The sequence below is a fragment of the Exiguobacterium sp. s194 genome (genome assembly GCF_018618275.1).
In the GTDB taxonomy this organism is placed as follows: Bacteria; Bacillota; Bacilli; order Exiguobacteriales; family Exiguobacteriaceae; genus Exiguobacterium; species Exiguobacterium chiriqhucha.
On record NZ_JACSLT010000003.1, the window covers coordinates 44,603 to 61,749 of the forward strand.

The following is a 17,147-nucleotide window of genomic DNA, read 5'->3' on the forward strand; positions in this document are numbered from 1 at the left end:
TTTGCTATTGACAAGCAGATTTGAAACAGGTACGTTAGGGAACGTGTCTTATAACTAAATATCACAACTTTTTTATCAAGAGAGACTGAGGGACTGGCCCGATGACGTCTCGGCAGCGGGTAACCTGTGCCAAATCCAGCGAGCGGTCTGCTCGAAAGATGAAAAAAGTGTTTCTTGTCGAGAGAGCCTTTTTTCAGAAGGCTCTCTTTTTATTTTAATGAATGAGGTGAATCGATTGGAACAACCAACAGCTAACAAATGGGCGCTCTTGCCCTTACTCGTCTTCCTCGTCTTCTTTATCGGGGCAGGCATCTACTATGACGACTTTTATAAATTTCCCGTCTTGATCGCGGCCTTGATTGCCGTCATCGTCGCGGCGATGATGACGAAAGGGAGCGTCACCCAGACGGTCGAACGCGTCGCCCAAGGTGCCGGGAACCCGAGCATCCTCATCATGGTGTTCATCTTCTTGCTCGCCGGTGCGTTTTCAAGCGTCGCCGAAGCAATCGGTGCGATTGACGCGACCGTCAATGCGGCATTGACGTTACTACCGCCCTCGCTCCTATTGAGCGGCCTATTCGTCATCGCAGCCTTCATCTCGATGGCGATGGGTACGTCGACCGGGACGATCGCCGCACTGGCGCCGATCGCTCTCGGCATCCATGAGGAGAGCGGCGTCAATATCGCTATCGCGGCGGCAGCCGTCGTCGGGGGTGCCATGTTCGGAGATAACTTGTCGTTCATTTCAGACACGACGATCGCAGCCGTCCGCACCCAGCGGACGAACATGCGCGACAAGTTCCGCACCAACTTTTGGATCGTCTTGCCGGCAGCCGTCATCACAACGATTTTACTCGCTGTCCTATCGAGCGGAGAATCCACCATCGAGCCGGCGGCGTTTGAATGGTATAAGTTGATTCCGTATCTGGCGGTTATCGTGCTCGCTTTGACGGGAATGAACGTCATCCTTGTCTTGCTCGGCGGCATCGCCCTGACCGGCATCATCGGTCTGTTGGATGGCAGTCTAGCCGTCACCACGTACGTCACCGCCATGGCGGACGGCATGATGGGCATGGCCGAGATTTCACTCCTGACATTGCTCATGGGTGGGCTCGTCGGACTCATCTCGCATAACGGCGGACTCACGTACTTGCGTGACGCGCTCACGTCCCGAATTAAAAGACGGGCCGGCGCGGAGTGGAGCATCGCCGGGCTCGTCAGTGCGACAAACGTCGCGACGGCGAACAACACGATTTCGATTCTCGTGGCTGGGCCGCTCGCCGCGAACATCGCCGACGATTATGACATCGAACGTAAAAAGTCTGCGAGTGTACTCGATATCTTCTCGTGTGGGGTCCAAGGTCTGTTGCCTTACGGGGCACAGCTTCTCATTGCGGCCGAACTGACGAACACGGCATCACCGGCGCTCGTGCCGTATATGTTCTATCCGTTCTTGTTGTTCATTTGCGGAGGATTGGCCATCGCCTTTAACTTCCCGCGTTTCAAAAAACGCGCTTAACGAAAACGACCTTGTGAAGCTGTCGCTTCACAAGGTCGTTTGTCGTTTCGCTTCAAGTTCACGTTTCAGCTGCTCGTTACGTTTTCTGAAGGCACGCCGTTTGAGCAGTTCTTCGAGTCCGCGGCTGATTACCCACAGAACGAACAGCAACAGGACGAGCATAGATAATCGGAACGGGCTTTGGATAAACTCTTCCCACTGGTCACCGATGACAGAGAAAATCAAGACGACGAGCAACTTCCCAAACCCGGCCGCCATAATGAACGTCCGGAGCGGCATTTGGATGAGGGCGAGTAAATACGTAATCAAACTGACCGGAATGAACGGGAGCGAGTAGAGAAACCCGAGCGAGACCGGACTCATATGATTGATGCGTTCGAGCCAATAGACGCCTTGTTTGTGCCTCTCGAGCCATCGCGTCATCGGCTTTCGAAAGACGTAGCGAACAGCTGCAAACACAAGAATCGTCCCGAGCAAACTTCCGACCCACGACAATAACGTCCCGAGCCAAAAACCGTACGTTGCTGCGTTCGCCGAGATGATGAGGACGAGCGGGAGAAATGGAAAGATGGCTTCCAGGAAAGGTGCCCCGAGTCCTGCCCAAGGTCCGCCCGGAAGTCCTTGTAGCCATTCAATCAAGTTTAAAATATATTGTTGGAGTGATGTCAGCATGTCAGTTTCCACCTTCAACTTTCGTTATTCCCTTTTTACCCGATTTCGCTCAGGAAGACGCATCCCCCTGCCCACCGCCGTAAAAAAATAAAAAGTATTTGCGAAATTCCGCTGTGATATCTATCATATAATATGGACTTGTGGTTGCAGGCAAGTCCGTTCGTCGAACGACACAACCCAACGTTCGTTTTCCTGCAAAAAACTGAACACAGGGGAGTAACACACATGGAAACAAAACCAATGCGGGTCTTGCTGTACTATAAGTACGTCAATATCGAAGACCCAGAAACGCTCACACAAGAGCACCTCAAGTATTGCAAGGACCTCGGTATCAAAGGACGCATCTTGATTTCTTCCGAAGGAATCAACGGGACGTGCTCTGGGACTTGGGAACAGACCGAGCAGTACATGAGCGACTTGAAAGCGAACCCGCTATTCAGCGACATCGAGTTCAAAATCGATGAAGTCGAAGAGCATGCGTTCTCGAAAATTTTTGTCCGTCATAAGAAAGAGCTTGTGACGTGGCGCTTTGATGGTGAGTTCGACGTGCCTAAACAGCACGGTGCATACCTCGAACCGGCAGAATGGAAAGAGATGATGAATCGCGACGATGTCGTCATCCTCGACGTTCGTAACAACTACGAGTACGATCTTGGTCACTTTAAAAACGCGATCAAAATCGATGTAGAGGCTTCTCGTTACATGCCAGATTGGCTCGAAGAGAACAAGGACCTCTACGAAGGGAAAACGTTACTCACGTACTGTACCGGAGGCGTCCGTTGCGAGAAATTTACCGCATATATGCGTGACCAAGGTCACGACAACATTTTCCACCTTAAAGGCGGCGTCGCCATGTACGGCAAAGACGAAGCCACGAAAGGCGAAGACTGGGAAGGTGAGCTTTACGTCTTTGACGAGCGCATCAACGTCCCGGTCAACACGGTCAATCCGTCCGTTGTTTCGGAGTGCATGCACTGCGGAACGAAGACGGTCCGCTACGTTAATTGTGCCAACCCGGTGTGTAATGCCCAACACTTCTGTTGTGAAGAGTGTGAACCGAAACAAATGCGTTCATGCTCGAAAGAGTGCCAGGAGCATCCACGTAACCGCTATATCATCGAGAATATCGCGGACAAACTTCAGGAGACTGAAGGCGTCGTCGGGTAACAAAAATCGACCAGAAAGCACTTCGAGCCTATGCTCGAGGTGCTTTTTTGACAGAAACTTTACGTCTAGCCGATGACAGAATCGGGTATAGTGTAGATACCATTGTCAGACAGGAAGTGAATCGATTGCTCTTTAACGAACCTTTACTCGCCGCCTTGCTCGCTTGGTTCATCGCACAAGCAGCCAAGCTCGTAACCGAACTCATTAAAACACGAGATTTTGAATTAGAAATCATGTTTGCCTCGGGTGGGATGCCAAGTTCCCACTCTTCGACCGTCGTCGCCTTAGCGACCGTCATCGGTCGAGTCGAAGGAATCGATTCCAGTATGTTCGCACTCGCCTTGATTTTCGCGACGATCGTCATGTACGATGCGACCGGCGTGCGTCAAGCGGTCGGATTCCAGGCCCGTTTGTTGAACGACTACTTCAAAGGAATCAAGCACGAGACACCCATCTTAAATGAGCTGGTCGGTCATACCCCGTTCCAAGTCATCGTCGGGGCTTTACTCGGTCTCGTGGTCGGACTGTTTTTCCCAATTTAATGTGAATGATGCAGGCATGTCGTTCCCTCCTTCTAAAAACTCACCATCTTTTTGTGAACTTTCACAACAGAGACGGTATAGTGAAAGAGAGGAGGAATCGACATGCCTTTTTTGCAGAAATCTTATGAGTCGCTCGATACGCTCGCCGAAGCAATCGGACAAGCGATTCGGGCCCCCATCACGATTGAGAATCGACACCATCAGTTACTGGCCTATAGCACCCACCCCGACTCGACGGACCCGGCACGAATCGCGACGATTATCGGCCGCCGTGTCCCGGAAGCGGTCATCGAGGACTTGTGGGAAAGTGGAATCCTTCAAGAAGTGATCGACCGCGACGAACCGGTCGTCATCCCGGCCCGAATGGCCGTCGGTCTCGGTGAGCGGGCGGCCGTCGTCATCAAGCAACAAGGTGACGTGCTCGGTTACATTTGGAGCCTGGCCCGAACGACGCCGTTCTCAGAACAGGAACTCACCGTCCTACAGGAAGGGGCAAACATCGCCAAAAAATTGTTGATGACCATCGCGATGCACGAACGGCGCATCGACGCCGAATTGGAACGCTTCTTTTTAGAAGTGCTGGCCACTCCCGTTTTATCGCCATCCCACCGCGACCGCTTGAATGAGCTCGCACCGATTGCCGTCGCCAGCCGTCTCACCGTGATTGAATGTGCCCAGCCGGTCACCCCCCAACTGGCGGAACGACTGTTTTATGTATTGGCGACCCAGCAAGCGATTGAAGTCGTCCTGCACGCGATCGATGGCCAGCAGTTACTCGTCTGGCATTATATGAAATCGGACCTGGCCGAGGAAGAAACTGCGCTCTTGCAGTGGGCCGACCGCTTTGAAACGCAGCTCCGAGACAAGTTCATTGAAGCGGAGCCGCGCCTTGGCATCAGTCGACGCTTTTTTGAGAGCGACATGCTCTATGCGGCGATGGAAGAAGCACGACGCGTCACGTCGCTTCGCCGAAAGTTCCCGTATGAGCTTGCGACATCGCGCACGTTCGAACAGATCGGAATTTATCAGCTCGTACCCGATTTGGCCCGACGCATCGGGCTTCGTCTCGAGACGCATCCGACCATCGAGCGCCTACAGGCGTATGATGTCACACATCATACCGAGCTCGTCACGACGCTCGAATGGTATTTCTATTTTGATGGGAACGTCAAGCGTGTCGCCGCTCATCTTCACATCCATCCGAATACCGTGCTCTACCGGATTCGGCGGATTGAAGAACTGACGAACATCACACAAGTCTCGCTCCCTGAACGGGCCGCCGTTTATCTTGCCATTAAGGCCGGTCAATACCGCCAAGACGATTAACGCCTACTTTGTGTTTTTTCACAAAGTGGGCGTTATCACTTTTAGAATCCATGCTAAAGACAGCGTTTTCGGATGGGTCTATACTAGAGGTGTGAACAAATTGTGTCAGTAGAGAAAGGGGAACTTTACATGAAAATCGGGGTATTGAAAGAGATTAAAAACAACGAAAACCGCGTCGCCTTGACGCCGATGGGTGCAGCTGTATTAACTGAACTTGGACACGAGGTCCTCGTCGAGACGGAAGCGGGCGTCGGTAGCGGCTTCACAAATATGGAGTATGTCGATGCGGGGGCAACCATCGTCGACACCGCCGCGGACGTTTGGGGAAACGTGGAATTGGCGTTGAAAGTAAAGGAACCGCAACCATCGGAATATCGTTATTTCCGTCCTGACTTGACCCTCTTCACTTACTTGCACTTGGCGGCCGAACCAGAACTTACGAAAGCACTCGTCGATTCTGGTGTGACGGCCATCGCCTATGAGACGGTCGAGATCGACCGCACATTGCCGCTCCTCACACCGATGAGCGAAGTGGCCGGACGGATGGCTGCTCAAATCGGCGCCCAAATCCTTGAAAAACCACACGGTGGAAAAGGGATTCTCTTGTCTGGCCTGCCAGGCGTACCACGTGCGAACGTCACCGTCATCGGGGGCGGTGTCGTCGGGATGAATGCCGCCCGCATCGCGATCGGTCTTGGTGCCAACGTCACGATTATGGACATCAGCCCGGCTCGCCTGCGCCAAATCGATGATCAGTTCGGCAACACAATCAACACACTCATCTCAAACAGCTACAACATCGCCAAACAAGTCGCTGAAAGTGACCTTGTCATCGGTGCCGTCCTCATTCCAGGCGCGAAAGCACCGAAGCTCGTCACGAAAGAAATGGTCCAACAGATGTCACCAGGTTCGGTCATCGTCGATGTCGCCATCGACCAAGGCGGAATCTGCGAAACCATCGACCATATCACGACACATGACGCGCCGACGTACGAGCGTTACGGGGTTCAACACTATGCCGTCGCCAACATGCCAGGTGCCGTCCCACGCACGTCGACACTCGGTTTGACGAACGCAACGATGCCGTATATCGTCGAGTGCGCACAAAAAGGGATTTTCCCGGCACTCCGCGAGAACGCAGCCTTGCTTAAAGGATTGAACGTCATCGACGGGACGGTCACGTATGAAGCCGTCGCCCGCGACCTTGGCTACACATTCGTCGCTCCAGCCGAAGCCATCACGAAGCAACTACAAGCATAAACGTAAAGCCGTCAGCATTATTGCTGGCGGCTTTTTTGATGTCGGCACTCTATAAAAAAACGCTCGAACCGATCGGTTCGAGCGTTTTTGTGCTTATGCGTTCTCGACGGCGATGTCCTCACCGATGATTTTCACTTCTGGTTCAAGCTCAATCTCGAACTTCTCCTTCACCGTCGCCTGGACGTGTCGGATGAGCGAGATGTACTCAGTCGCTGTCGCTTCATCGATATTGACGATGAATCCGGCATGTTTGAGTGAGACTTCCGCTCCACCGATCCGCTTCCCTTGCAGGCCACAGTCTTGAATCAATTTGCCGGCGAAGTAGCCCGGTGGTCGTTTGAAGACGCTACCGCATGATGGATACTCGAGCGGTTGCTTCGACTCGCGCTTGTACGTCAAGTCGTCCATGACGTCTTTGATCGCTTCATAGCCGAGCGGTTCGAGTTCAAACGTCGCTTCGAGCACAATCAACCCGTCTTTCGAAATCCGGCTCGTCCGGTAGTCGAGATCGAGTTCGTCTTTCGTAAGTGTCATGAGCTGCCCTTCAGGCGACAATACGACCGCACTCGTGATAACGTCTTTCGTTTCTCCACCGTAGGCGCCTGCGTTCATATACACCGCGCCACCGACCGTTCCCGGGATGCCACAGGCAAATTCTAAGCCAGATAACTCTTCGGTCAACGCTTGACGTGAGACGTCGATGATGGCCGCACCGGCTTGGGCGATCAGTTGATTCCCGTCTCGACGAATCGTTTTCAGTTCGTTCAAGTTTAAGACGATGCCACGAAGGCCTCCGTCACGGACAATCAAGTTCGACCCGAACCCGAGAATCATGAATGGGACGCTCTCGCGATGGGCGAGCTCAAGCACGGCTTGAACTTCTTCATACGTGTGCGGGGCCACGAAATAATCGGCCTGCCCACCTAATTTTGTATACGTGTGTGCCGACAGCGGCTCATCTTGCTTCACGCGATCGGCCGGAATGATAGTGAGTAGTTGATTTAAAAAGCTCATGCGTTGCCTCAATCCTTTACGTTCAATTTTAAAGCATGCCTCGGTTCGTCAAGAGAGAGGCAGGCACGTCACTGAATGATTTCAGTACGAAACACAGTATACAAATCTTTGACAGGGGTGACAAGCAACGTTTTCTTTACAATAAAGGAATTGGTTTATAACAATAATGATGTAGCAACGGCAACGACGATAGGAATTGTAAAGTTATCCCAATCTCGATACGAAATTGCTTCTGTGAGTGTGGCAATGATTGAAATAATGAATCCATATGTTACCACTTGCCAAAGTGGAATATCATCCCACAAAAATAATAAAAAGAGAACGGCATACGAGCTGAGGAACATGGCCATGCTACCTTGGAACGAGCGCTTCTGTCCGTATAAATCATAGGTCACTGTCCCGTACTTCCGACCGATGAGCGCGGCCAGGCCATCGCCCCACGCCAAGACGAGCGATCCTGCCAAAAAGGCGAGCGGCTCTGATTCAAAGAAGAAGAACAGGATGACGAGCAAGGCGATCGGATAATAGACGGTGCCGAGCGATTTACGTTCCGTCTGATGAACCGGTGACGGACTCTTATAAAGAAGGAACGCGTTCGCGAACGTGAAAAAGACGAGCGGCACGGCGGCGACGTACCAAGTTTCCATTAACCAAACTGCAAGCAGCGACCAATGGCCGACCGCGATATGTACACTTTTACGAATTGTCTCATCCGTCCAGCCGAGGCGTTTGCCAATCTGTTCAAGACCGACGAGAAACACCAGGACAATGACGATGGACAGGATGGAACTGACCCATTCATTCATCTTTGAACCACCTTTATCTACATTTTTTTGTACGTTTTCATTATACCTTAATCGAGCGATAGCCTAGCTTCCTTTTCAAACATTTGGTAGAATGAGGTCAAATGACTGTATAGCCAACGAACGAAGGCGGCTATAGAAAGGATGCCTGTATGCGCGACGCAATTTCGATTCAAACTTTGGCTGATTGCCTTCACTATATGCGGGTTGGCGACGTTGACCGGGCCATCTCGCTCTTTCCCGAGGACGTGCGCGAGCATTTCCCGAAAGAGCTTCGCAAAATCCACTTGTTTCATATTGAAAAGAACGGACTGTCAATCAATCAAATCGTCGCTTTGGCGAACACGTTGACCGGAGAACATTTATCCGCGACCACGATTCAAAACTGGACGAAGCGAGAAGTCCGCAAAATCATCGGGGTCCCCCGGGTCGGAAAGAAATACTCGCTCCAACAAGCGGCTATCATTTATTTGCTGGATGATTTGAAGCACTTGTTCTCACTTGAAGAGACGAGTTCTCTCCTCGCACTCATCTTCAACAATCCTGACCGCGACGAGGACGACCTCATCTCGCCCATTGACTTTTATCGTCTCTATGCCGAGTACGCCAAGTCGACGAGCCCGATCGAGCTCCTCGACACGCGTGCGAAGCGCTCGATTGAAAAGATGGGGGTCACCCACCCGAACATCTTGCACGTCCTCAAACTCTGTCTATACGCCCATCGCGTGACGACACTCGAGATCGAGGCAAAACACTATTTGAACCGCTTCATTTGATCTTCGTCGAATGAGGCTTTTTTTTAGAAAAAAACACCAGTCGCAGTGACTGGTGTTCGTCATATTGGTTACACCGATACCGCGATTGGCATCCGTGATTTGACTGTCAACGTTTTAAGGACAGACAACAACTCGAACATCGAGAGTTGGTCGGCCTCTTTCGTCAGGCAGAAGCAATCATCGTCTTGTTTGCGGAGTTCCGCCACAAGCTTACCTGCTTTGTCTCGAACGCTGAACTTGTAACGCTCGACATCGTATTGAATCGTATAGAGACCGCGTTCGTAGACGTTGTACTCACACTTTTTCCCGAATAACGAGAATTTGTCCTTCAACTGACCAATCGCTTGTCCATCGTGGTTCATGACGACCCACTTCTGACAGTTCGGGATATACTTCCCGTGAGCGATTTGACGGCCTGACAAGTTGTGCACTTGAACACTGCCCTCCGCGTCGCGGTGAACAGATCCGATCGCATCATTTGTCTCGTCATAAATGGTCGCTTCTCCTTGCGTAAAGACGCAACCTTTTACATAAATTAATTTGCGCACCGCTTTTCCTCCTAATACGTTCCAACCGTTGATTTGTGTGTGTTTGGTTGGTATTTCTATGAAACCCCCAAATTGGTACTGCGCGTCGCTTTTTCTCGTTTCAGCGACTACATATTTCATATGACGAAGATGATTATTGCACCTATTCGTGAAAAAGACAACCCCTTTTTCTTCGACACAATCCGCCATTCTGTCAAACTTGTGAACACGCCTGATATTATCGCTTGAAACCGGCCTGTTTCAACATCTCTTCGAGCTCCGTTCTTGCAATCAGACGAACTTGATTTGGCTCCGCCAATTCGTATGCACTATCGGTATAAAATGAGTTCGTCACGACCCAACCTTCGTTCACACCATAGTATGGAACGGAGGCTGCGACTTGTTGGACTGCCTCAAGCCCGACCGCTTTTTCATAGCGCTTCGCTTGGACCGCGATTGACCATCCGTCCTCCGCTTCAAGGAGCAGATCCGCCCCGAAGTCACGCGACGCCGGCGTCACCGTCACCGTGTAACCGAGTGCGGTGAACACTTCTTCTAAAAATAACTCAAATTCACGACCGTCCATCCGATCGATGCGGTGAATCGTCGACAGACGCATACGCCAGATGAGCCAGAGCAGGCCGATTCCTAAACACGCGACGATACTCCATATCGGCGCATCTCCCCACCATAATCCGATGGCGATCAACAAGCTGAGCCCCATTCCCTTCACATCTATCGTCCTCTCTATCTGTTCTTGTCTTCACTTTACCGTTTGGAGGCAGGAAAACAAAGGGGGAGCTGTCGAATGTATTGAAGATGTACCCGTGTGACATACAGAAGGAGGGATCATCGTTAATGGAGAACCGAGGACATCTCCAAAACGAATTGCTGCACGCCTTGCCTTACGGTGTAGCGTTAATCATGACGGACGGGACAATCGTCCAAGCGAACCGGCCGTTTTTAGAGCAATTCCCTGAAGACTTACAAACGAGAACAAACATCTTTCATATGGTCAACCAATCACCGATTACGATGGAGCTATCGAGACGAATGGAGCAAGGCTTGCCTTGGACGTACGAGATGCCGACAATCCGCATCCACGCCATCCCGAACGGTGACGTCTATATCTTATCGATTGAACCTCTCCCGCTCGATACGCGGGTGACCGTCCAACATAACGCGTTCGAAGCGATGATGCACACCGAACTCGACATGGCGATGGTTATGACCGATGCCAATCTGTTAATCAATCGCTTCAATAAAGGAGCGACCGAGCTGTTCGGTTACGAGCCGCATGAAGTACTCTACGAAATGACCCCGTTTGGTCTATTCGAGTCGCGCGAGCTGAGCGAGAAACGGACCCATTATCAAGACGAGACAGAGCGGTTGTTGTCATTCGAACAGATGCTGCGTGTGGCACTAGACCGTGGCGACCGTGAATGGAAGTTTCAACGAAAAGACCGGACCCATTTCGTTGGAAAACTGTTCATGCATCCGGTCTACGAACAAGCTCGCATCATCGGCTTTTTCTTTTTCGTCTTCGATGTCAGTCCTGAAATCGCCTTGAAAGGCGAGTTGCTGCATAAAGAACAACGGTATCGCATGTTCGCCGAATCGGTCATCGAAGCCGTCCTGTTTCACGAGGGCGGGACCATCTTAGATGCGAACAAGGCGGCCGAATCGATTTTCCGAATCCCGGCCGAACAGATGGTCGGTCGCCAAACGATTGAATTTATCGCCGAAGGCTATCGGGCCGACGTGTTGCGCCGGATCCGGAACCACATCCAGACACCTTACGAGGTCATCGGCCGTCGTGAGGACGGGACGTTCCTCGAGATGGAAGTGTATCCGAAAGAAGTGACGTTCCAAGGCCAGACGCTCCGGGTCGCCGTCATGCGCGACATTAGCGATCGGAAGAAAGTCGAGCGGATGCTCGAGCGGGAGAAGAATGCCATCGCCCGGCAACGAGATATCATCCAATCGATTTTACAGGCCTCCAATGAAGCGTTCGTTTTGACCGAATCGAACGGCAGCGTCCTGTTCATGAACGTGCACGCCCGTCGCCTGCTCGATTTGCCAGGAATCGCCCCGAACAAGATGCAAGAGCGGATCCCGCTCCTGTCGACGTTCCGCACGCGCGACCGCACCGAGATGTTGAAAAAAATCGACTTATTACTCGACGGCTCTGCCCGCGAAGTGTCGATGCGTTTCTCCATCCCGCAGCCGAACGACCGGGATGAACAGTATTACGAGATGTACGGGACCGGTATGGATACAAAACGCCAAATCGGAATGGACAGCGGCTTCTTATTCGTGTTCCGCAACCGGACCGAGGAAGAGCGGATGGACCAAATCAAAAACGAACTGGTCAGCACCGTCTCACACGAACTTCGCACCCCGCTCTCGTCACTGTCGGGATATATCGAGCTGATGCTTACCCGCGACTTGAATCCCGAGAAGCGCGAGCGTTACTTAAAGACGATGGCGAAAGAAGCGAAGCGTTTGACCGACTTGTTAAACGATTTTCTCGACATTCAACGCATGGAAGACGGCAATCAAGAGTATAAGAAAGACCATTTCGTCTTGAACGAACTCGTCCGTGACGTCGTCGAACGCTTCCGCGAGACGAGCAACCACTCCATCCATTTCGATGATGCCGATGAAGTGCTCCACCTCGTCGCCGATCAGGACCGCATCGAGCAGGTCATCATCAACTTGTTATCGAACGCCATCAAGTATTCGCCGAACCATCACGAAATCGAGGTACGGGTGCGCAAAGAACGAAATCAAGCCCACGTCTCGATTCAAGACTTTGGTATCGGGATTCCGGAGCATGCGTTCGAAGAACTGTTCAAGAAGTTTTATCGAGTCGACAACTCGGATACACGCCAAATCGGCGGGACGGGTCTCGGGCTATCCATCTGTAAGGAAATCATCGAATCGCACGGCGGAAGTATCGAGGTCGAATCGAGCGTTGGCGTTGGCTCGACATTCACGTTCACGTTGGACTTAGCGGAGGAGACACTATGAACCATTACGCTTTCACCGGTTTCCCCGGCTTTTTAGCCGGAAAGATGATCACGCACCTCGCGTCATTGCCGAATCAGATCGGGACGATTTACGCACTCCACCTCCCGACCGAACGTTCCGGCGCACATGCTTTAAAACAGGAGCTGTTGGAAGCGACGTCGTTACGAGATGATCAGCTCGTGCTCGTCGAGGCCGATATCACGCTACCTGAAGTCGTGCTTGATCCAATCATGCGCTCCGTCATCGAGCGTGAAGTGAATTACGTGTTCCATTTGGCAGCCGCTTACGATTTGAGCATCCCGTATGATGTCGGATATCGCATCAACTTGCTCGGGACGAAACACATCACCTCATTGGCGAAACGGGCACCCTATTTAAAGCGGTACGTCTACTTCAGCACCGCCTATGTGTCTGGACGCCGTCAAGGGACCGTTTATGAGAACGAGTTATGGCACCGCGTCCGTTTTAAAAACCATTACGAGGCGACGAAGTATGAGGCCGAGGCCATCGTCTCGCGCGAGCTCGGCTCGATGCCGGTGACCATCATCCGTCCGGGCATCGTCATTGGCCATAGCGAGACCGGCGAGACGAAGAAGTTTGACGGGGTCTATTTCGTCTTAAAGTTAATGGACCAACTTCGTCAAGCTGCCCCGCTGCCTTACATTGGACGACAGAATATCGAAGTAAACCTCGTTCCTTATGATTACGTCGTCGAGGCAACCGCTTATCTCGCTCACGCTCCGGTCGGTTTGAAGCGGACGTTTCATTTGACCGACCCGTTTCCACACGGGGCCCGCGAAGTGTACCGTATGATTCACGAAGAGATGTTCGGTCGCCCTCCACGCGGGACCATCCCGCATGCGGTCGCGGAGACCGGATTCTCGGCGCTACATCTGTCGGAACGTTACGGCGTTCCGCGTGAGCTACTCGCCTACTTTAAGCATCAAGTCCATTTCGATACGACACAGACGCTCCGCGCACTCAGCGGCACTGATATCGTCTGTCCGGATTTAAAGGACTATCTGCCAAAAGTCGTTGCCTATTACGAGACACACAAAAAGCCCTAATTAGGGCTTTTTGTGTGTCATCCGATTAGCAACTTCTCTTTTGGATAGCGAATCTTCCGGTCCATCTGGCGTGCGACCGTGAAGAGGATCGTCAACGAACCGACACGACCGAGTAACATCATGAACATGATAAAACTCTTACCTGCATCGTTCAGTTCCGCCGTGATCCCGAGTGATAACCCGACCGTCCCGAAGGCCGAGACTGTCTCGAACAAGAGTGCTGTCGCCGGAATATGACCGTTCGTCAAGATAGTCAGTGCGGTAATCAATAAGATGAAGAAGAAACTCGTAATAGCCACGATGTACGCTTTTTTAATTTGGAACGCGTCAATCGTCCGCTCGAGGATGACCGTCTCTTTTTTCCCGACGATGAACGCCCACATATCGGCCAAGATGACGGCTACGGTCGTCACTTTAATCCCAGACCCAGTGGAAGCGGCTCCAGCACCGATATACATGAGAATCAAGACGACCCCGATTGAGATCGGCGCCATCGTCGTGAGGTCGATTGTATTGAAGCCTGCGGTCCGTGTCGTCACAGCCTGGAAGAAGGTGACGTGCATCGCTTCTCCGAACGGACGGCCATACAGTCCGCCCTCATTCGATACCCACTCAAACAACATGAGCGAGAACCAGGCAATCCCGTTGACGATGGCAAGCGAGGCAATCATGATTTTCGAATGGAGGGCGAGGCGCTTCCAACGTTTCACCTCGGTCGCATCCGCGATGGTCGTGAAGCCGAGACCCCCAATCATGAGCAGCACAGCAATCGTGATCACAATGGCCGTATTCTGCTCGAACTGCATCAAATTGTCCGGCCATAGGGCGAACCCGGCGTTGTTAAACGCTGAGACCGCGTGGAAAAAGCCATAATACAGCGCCTCACCAAAGCGATACTCACCGGTGCTGTACAGTTCGACCGTCAAAAACAACATGCCGAGAAACTGGACGATGAGCGTCGTGAAGACGATGTTGCGGACGAGACGGACCGTGCCGCCGGGTCCCGACAAGTTGAGTGATTCTTGGAGCAAGATGCGCTGCTTTAAACCGATTTTCTTTCCGAGCACACTAAGCAGCATGAGCGCGACCGTCATAAAACCTAAACCGCCGATTTGAATCAAGGCGACGATGACGAGCTCACCGAACGTATTAAAGGAAGTCCCAATATCAATTGTCGATAATCCGGTCACCGTTCCGGCCGACGTCGCGATAAACAGACAATCAATCCAGGACACGGGCTGTGTCTGTGCGAACGGCATATAGAGTAACGTCGCCCCTAAAAAAATGGCGAGCAAAAAGCCTGTCGCGATAAAACGGGCCGGCTTTTCAAACACGAGCCGGTAAAGCGCCTCAATTCGTTTTATGCGCAATTCCCGTACGGTCAATCGATGTCGCATCTCGCTATCTCCTTCAAATCAAGTTTTCTAAGGCTCATATTACTCCTCACTTATAAAATTGCCAACTAGAAAAATGTATCGCTAACTGTTTGCCAGATTTTTTGGTAATATGAGAGATAGACTTTATGAATGTTGAGGAGGTTGAATGAAACCGTGGACCCTAGTACGGTAGATCATTCGCTAACGGATGTCTCGCGAAGGTTGGAGCGTCAGTCACAATGTATGCCCGCCCATCTTTATTTCCAGCTCGAAGAACTGCTACATTGGTCACTTGATCAAGAAGTTGTGAATCAATTGTACGCATTATTAAAAAAATACGACGTGTTAACCGATATAGAGCGTGAAGAACGAAATATCAGCATCCAAATGCTGATTGACGAAAACGGCGCTTAACCATCGGGAACGCATTTGCGGGAGACGAGTTAAGTCTCTCGCTTTTTTTGTCTCCTGATTTTTTTTAGAAAGGTGGAAAACATAGACATGGATGTCGTCACGTTAGTAGGACTCATACTTGGGTTCCTCACCCTCGTCGGAGGGATGGTATTGAAAGGAGCCGGGATTGCCCCGCTCATCAACCCGGCAGCACTCGTCATCATTTTTGTAGGGACAGCGGCCGCAGTCAGTATCGCCGTCTCCAAAGAACAACTGCAAAACGTACCGAAGTTGTTCGGAATTCTCTTCAAAAAGCAGGAGTTGCCAAGTAAATCCGGGCTGTTGACACAGTTCGTCGACTTGTCGACGCAAGCGCGTAAAGAAGGACTCTTGTCGCTCGAGACAGCGCTCGAACAAGTCGAAGAGCCGTTCTTGAAACAAGGGATGATGATGGTCATCGACGGCCAACCGTCCGAATATATCGCCGAGGTCATGTCGCGCGATATCGAGAACATGGAGCAACGCCATAAAGCGAACTCGGACATCTTTACCCAAGCCGGCACGTATGCGCCGACACTCGGGGTTCTCGGAGCCGTTATCGGGTTGATTGCGGCCCTAAAAGATTTGTCTGATATCGAAAAGCTCGGTCACGCGATTTCAGCCGCGTTCGTCGCGACGTTGTTCGGGATTTTCACAGGATACGTCCTCTGGTTCCCGTTCGCCAATAAATTGAAGCAGTATTCGAAGAGCGAGGTCATCATCAAAGAGATGATGATTGAAGGGATTCTCTCGATTCAAAGTGGGGAGTCTCCGAAGACGTTAGAAGATAAATTGTCTGTGTATTTGTCTCCAAAGGAGCGAGCCGACTATGAAGCGCAAAAAGAAGCATGATCATGAGGAACATATCCCGGAAGGTTGGTTAATCCCGTACGCCGATTTATTGACGCTCTTACTCGCCCTCTTCATCGTCTTGTTCGCCTCGAGTAACATCGACCAGACGAAGCTCGAGAAAATGTCTCAATCCTTTAATCAAGTGTTCTCTGGCGGGACGAGCGTGTTCCAAGCGTCGACCGCCTCGAACAGTGACATCAGCCGTACGAACAAGACAGATACGACAGCGAATCCTCGGACATATGAGCTCGCCAAACTGGATGAGTTAAAAGAAGAGGTCAATCAATACATCAAAAAGAACGGGCTCGAACAAGAGATTGAAGCGACCATCAACTCGAGCGGTCTCGTTTTGACGATTCAAGACCGAGCCTTGTTCAGCATGGGGGAAGCGACGCTTGACGCCGAGGCTAGAACGGTGGCCGGCTCGATTAGCGGTATCCTGGAAAAAGCCGGCAATCGTGAAATCGTCGTATCGGGTCACACCGATAACATCCCGATCAACACGGCCCGGTTCCCGTCGAACTGGGAACTCAGTTCAGCCCGGGCCACGGCTTTCATGCGCGGCCTGTTGACGAACGATGCTTTGAATCCCGGACAATTCACGCTTGCCAGTTACGGAGAATACAAACCGATTGCGACGAACGACACCGAAGCAGGGCGCTCGAAAAACCGCCGCGTCGAAGTGTTGATTAAACCACTCGTCGATTTATCAGAAGGCTCACCGAAGATGCTCGAAACGATCGTCTTGCCATAAAAAATCCCACTCTGTCGAGAGTGGGAT

The 17,147-nt window shown here is 51.6% G+C and carries 17 protein-coding genes and 1 riboswitch; of the genes, 11 read left to right on the plus strand and 6 right to left on the minus strand.

Annotated elements, in window-relative coordinates:
- Positions 1 to 69: 69 nt before the first annotated feature.
- A riboswitch (SAM riboswitch) is annotated at positions 70 to 165 on the plus strand.
- A 52-nt stretch (positions 166 to 217) separates the two neighbouring features.
- Positions 218 to 1,519 carry a Na+/H+ antiporter NhaC family protein gene (locus KNP85_RS04065; RefSeq protein WP_034804307.1) on the plus strand — a complete coding sequence of 434 codons (1,302 nt, stop codon included), beginning with the start codon at positions 218 to 220 and terminating at the stop codon, positions 1,517 to 1,519.
- A 27-nt stretch (positions 1,520 to 1,546) separates the two neighbouring features.
- On the opposite strand, the gene KNP85_RS04070 is transcribed toward KNP85_RS04065, so the two are convergent.
- Positions 1,547 to 2,191 carry a TVP38/TMEM64 family protein gene (locus tag KNP85_RS04070; protein WP_021068141.1) on the minus strand — a complete coding sequence of 215 codons (645 nt, stop codon included), beginning with the start codon at positions 2,189 to 2,191 and terminating at the stop codon, positions 1,547 to 1,549.
- A gap of 225 nt (positions 2,192 to 2,416) precedes the next feature.
- On the opposite strand from KNP85_RS04070, the gene trhO reads away from it, so the two are divergent.
- The 4 genes from trhO (at position 2,417) to ald (ending at position 6,486) form a co-directional block, all read left to right on the plus strand.
- Positions 2,417 to 3,358 (plus strand): oxygen-dependent tRNA uridine(34) hydroxylase TrhO, encoded by a 942-nt coding sequence (gene trhO / locus KNP85_RS04075; RefSeq protein ID WP_214801495.1) that lies wholly within the window; start codon positions 2,417 to 2,419, stop codon positions 3,356 to 3,358.
- A 116-nt stretch (positions 3,359 to 3,474) separates the two neighbouring features.
- A complete protein-coding gene (locus tag KNP85_RS04080) occupies positions 3,475 to 3,900 on the plus strand; it encodes a divergent PAP2 family protein (RefSeq protein WP_131471602.1) in 426 nt (141 codons plus the stop codon).
- 102 nt (positions 3,901 to 4,002) lie between these two features.
- Entirely contained in the window at positions 4,003 to 5,226 is a 1,224-nt protein-coding gene (locus KNP85_RS04085) for a PucR family transcriptional regulator (RefSeq protein ID WP_021068138.1), read from the plus strand.
- A 129-nt stretch (positions 5,227 to 5,355) separates the two neighbouring features.
- Positions 5,356 to 6,486 carry an alanine dehydrogenase gene (gene ald / locus KNP85_RS04090; RefSeq protein ID WP_021068137.1) on the plus strand — a complete coding sequence of 377 codons (1,131 nt, stop codon included), beginning with the start codon at positions 5,356 to 5,358 and terminating at the stop codon, positions 6,484 to 6,486.
- Positions 6,487 to 6,579: 93 nt separating this feature from the next.
- On the opposite strand, the gene murB is transcribed toward ald, so the two are convergent.
- Positions 6,580 to 7,500, minus strand: a complete 921-nt coding sequence (gene murB, locus KNP85_RS04095) for a UDP-N-acetylmuramate dehydrogenase (RefSeq protein ID WP_021068136.1) — start codon at positions 7,498 to 7,500, stop codon at positions 6,580 to 6,582.
- A 155-nt stretch (positions 7,501 to 7,655) separates the two neighbouring features.
- Entirely contained in the window at positions 7,656 to 8,306 is a 651-nt protein-coding gene (locus KNP85_RS04100; RefSeq protein WP_029596251.1) for a diacylglycerol/polyprenol kinase family protein, read from the minus strand.
- A gap of 149 nt (positions 8,307 to 8,455) precedes the next feature.
- On the opposite strand from KNP85_RS04100, the gene KNP85_RS04105 reads away from it, so the two are divergent.
- On the plus strand, positions 8,456 to 9,079 hold the full coding sequence (locus KNP85_RS04105) for a DUF1836 domain-containing protein (protein ID WP_029596252.1): 624 nt from the start codon (positions 8,456 to 8,458) through the stop codon (positions 9,077 to 9,079).
- Positions 9,080 to 9,147: 68 nt separating this feature from the next.
- On the opposite strand, the gene KNP85_RS04110 is transcribed toward KNP85_RS04105, so the two are convergent.
- Positions 9,148 to 9,627, minus strand: coding sequence for an LURP-one-related family protein (locus KNP85_RS04110; RefSeq protein WP_021068133.1), 480 nt, complete (start codon positions 9,625 to 9,627; stop codon positions 9,148 to 9,150).
- A 217-nt stretch (positions 9,628 to 9,844) separates the two neighbouring features.
- Positions 9,845 to 10,330 (minus strand): restriction endonuclease, encoded by a 486-nt coding sequence (locus KNP85_RS04115; protein ID WP_241764639.1) that lies wholly within the window; start codon positions 10,328 to 10,330, stop codon positions 9,845 to 9,847.
- A 134-nt stretch (positions 10,331 to 10,464) separates the two neighbouring features.
- Between KNP85_RS04115 and KNP85_RS04120 the strand changes: the two genes are divergently transcribed.
- Positions 10,465 to 12,639 (plus strand): PAS domain-containing sensor histidine kinase, encoded by a 2,175-nt coding sequence (locus tag KNP85_RS04120; RefSeq protein ID WP_214801498.1) that lies wholly within the window; start codon positions 10,465 to 10,467, stop codon positions 12,637 to 12,639.
- Positions 12,636 to 13,706 (plus strand): SDR family oxidoreductase, encoded by a 1,071-nt coding sequence (locus KNP85_RS04125; RefSeq protein WP_214801501.1) that lies wholly within the window; start codon positions 12,636 to 12,638, stop codon positions 13,704 to 13,706. Before KNP85_RS04120 ends, KNP85_RS04125 begins: the two co-directional genes overlap by 4 nt.
- A 17-nt stretch (positions 13,707 to 13,723) precedes the next feature.
- On the opposite strand, the gene KNP85_RS04130 is transcribed toward KNP85_RS04125, so the two are convergent.
- The gene (locus KNP85_RS04130) at positions 13,724 to 15,103 is read right to left on the minus strand and encodes a TrkH family potassium uptake protein (RefSeq protein ID WP_058765479.1); all 1,380 of its coding nucleotides are present in this window, start codon (positions 15,101 to 15,103) and stop codon (positions 13,724 to 13,726) included.
- A 141-nt stretch (positions 15,104 to 15,244) separates the two neighbouring features.
- Here KNP85_RS04130 and KNP85_RS04135 point away from each other — a divergent pair, with 141 nt between their 5' ends.
- The 3 genes from KNP85_RS04135 (at position 15,245) to KNP85_RS04145 (ending at position 17,120) form a co-directional block, all read left to right on the plus strand.
- Entirely contained in the window at positions 15,245 to 15,496 is a 252-nt protein-coding gene (locus tag KNP85_RS04135) for a hypothetical protein (RefSeq protein WP_233005246.1), read from the plus strand.
- A gap of 87 nt (positions 15,497 to 15,583) precedes the next feature.
- Entirely contained in the window at positions 15,584 to 16,366 is a 783-nt protein-coding gene (gene motA / locus KNP85_RS04140; protein ID WP_021068127.1) for a flagellar motor stator protein MotA, read from the plus strand.
- The gene (locus KNP85_RS04145; protein WP_021068126.1) at positions 16,344 to 17,120 is read left to right on the plus strand and encodes a flagellar motor protein MotB; all 777 of its coding nucleotides are present in this window, start codon (positions 16,344 to 16,346) and stop codon (positions 17,118 to 17,120) included. Before motA ends, KNP85_RS04145 begins: the two co-directional genes overlap by 23 nt.
- The last annotated feature ends 27 nt before the right edge of the window (positions 17,121 to 17,147 follow it).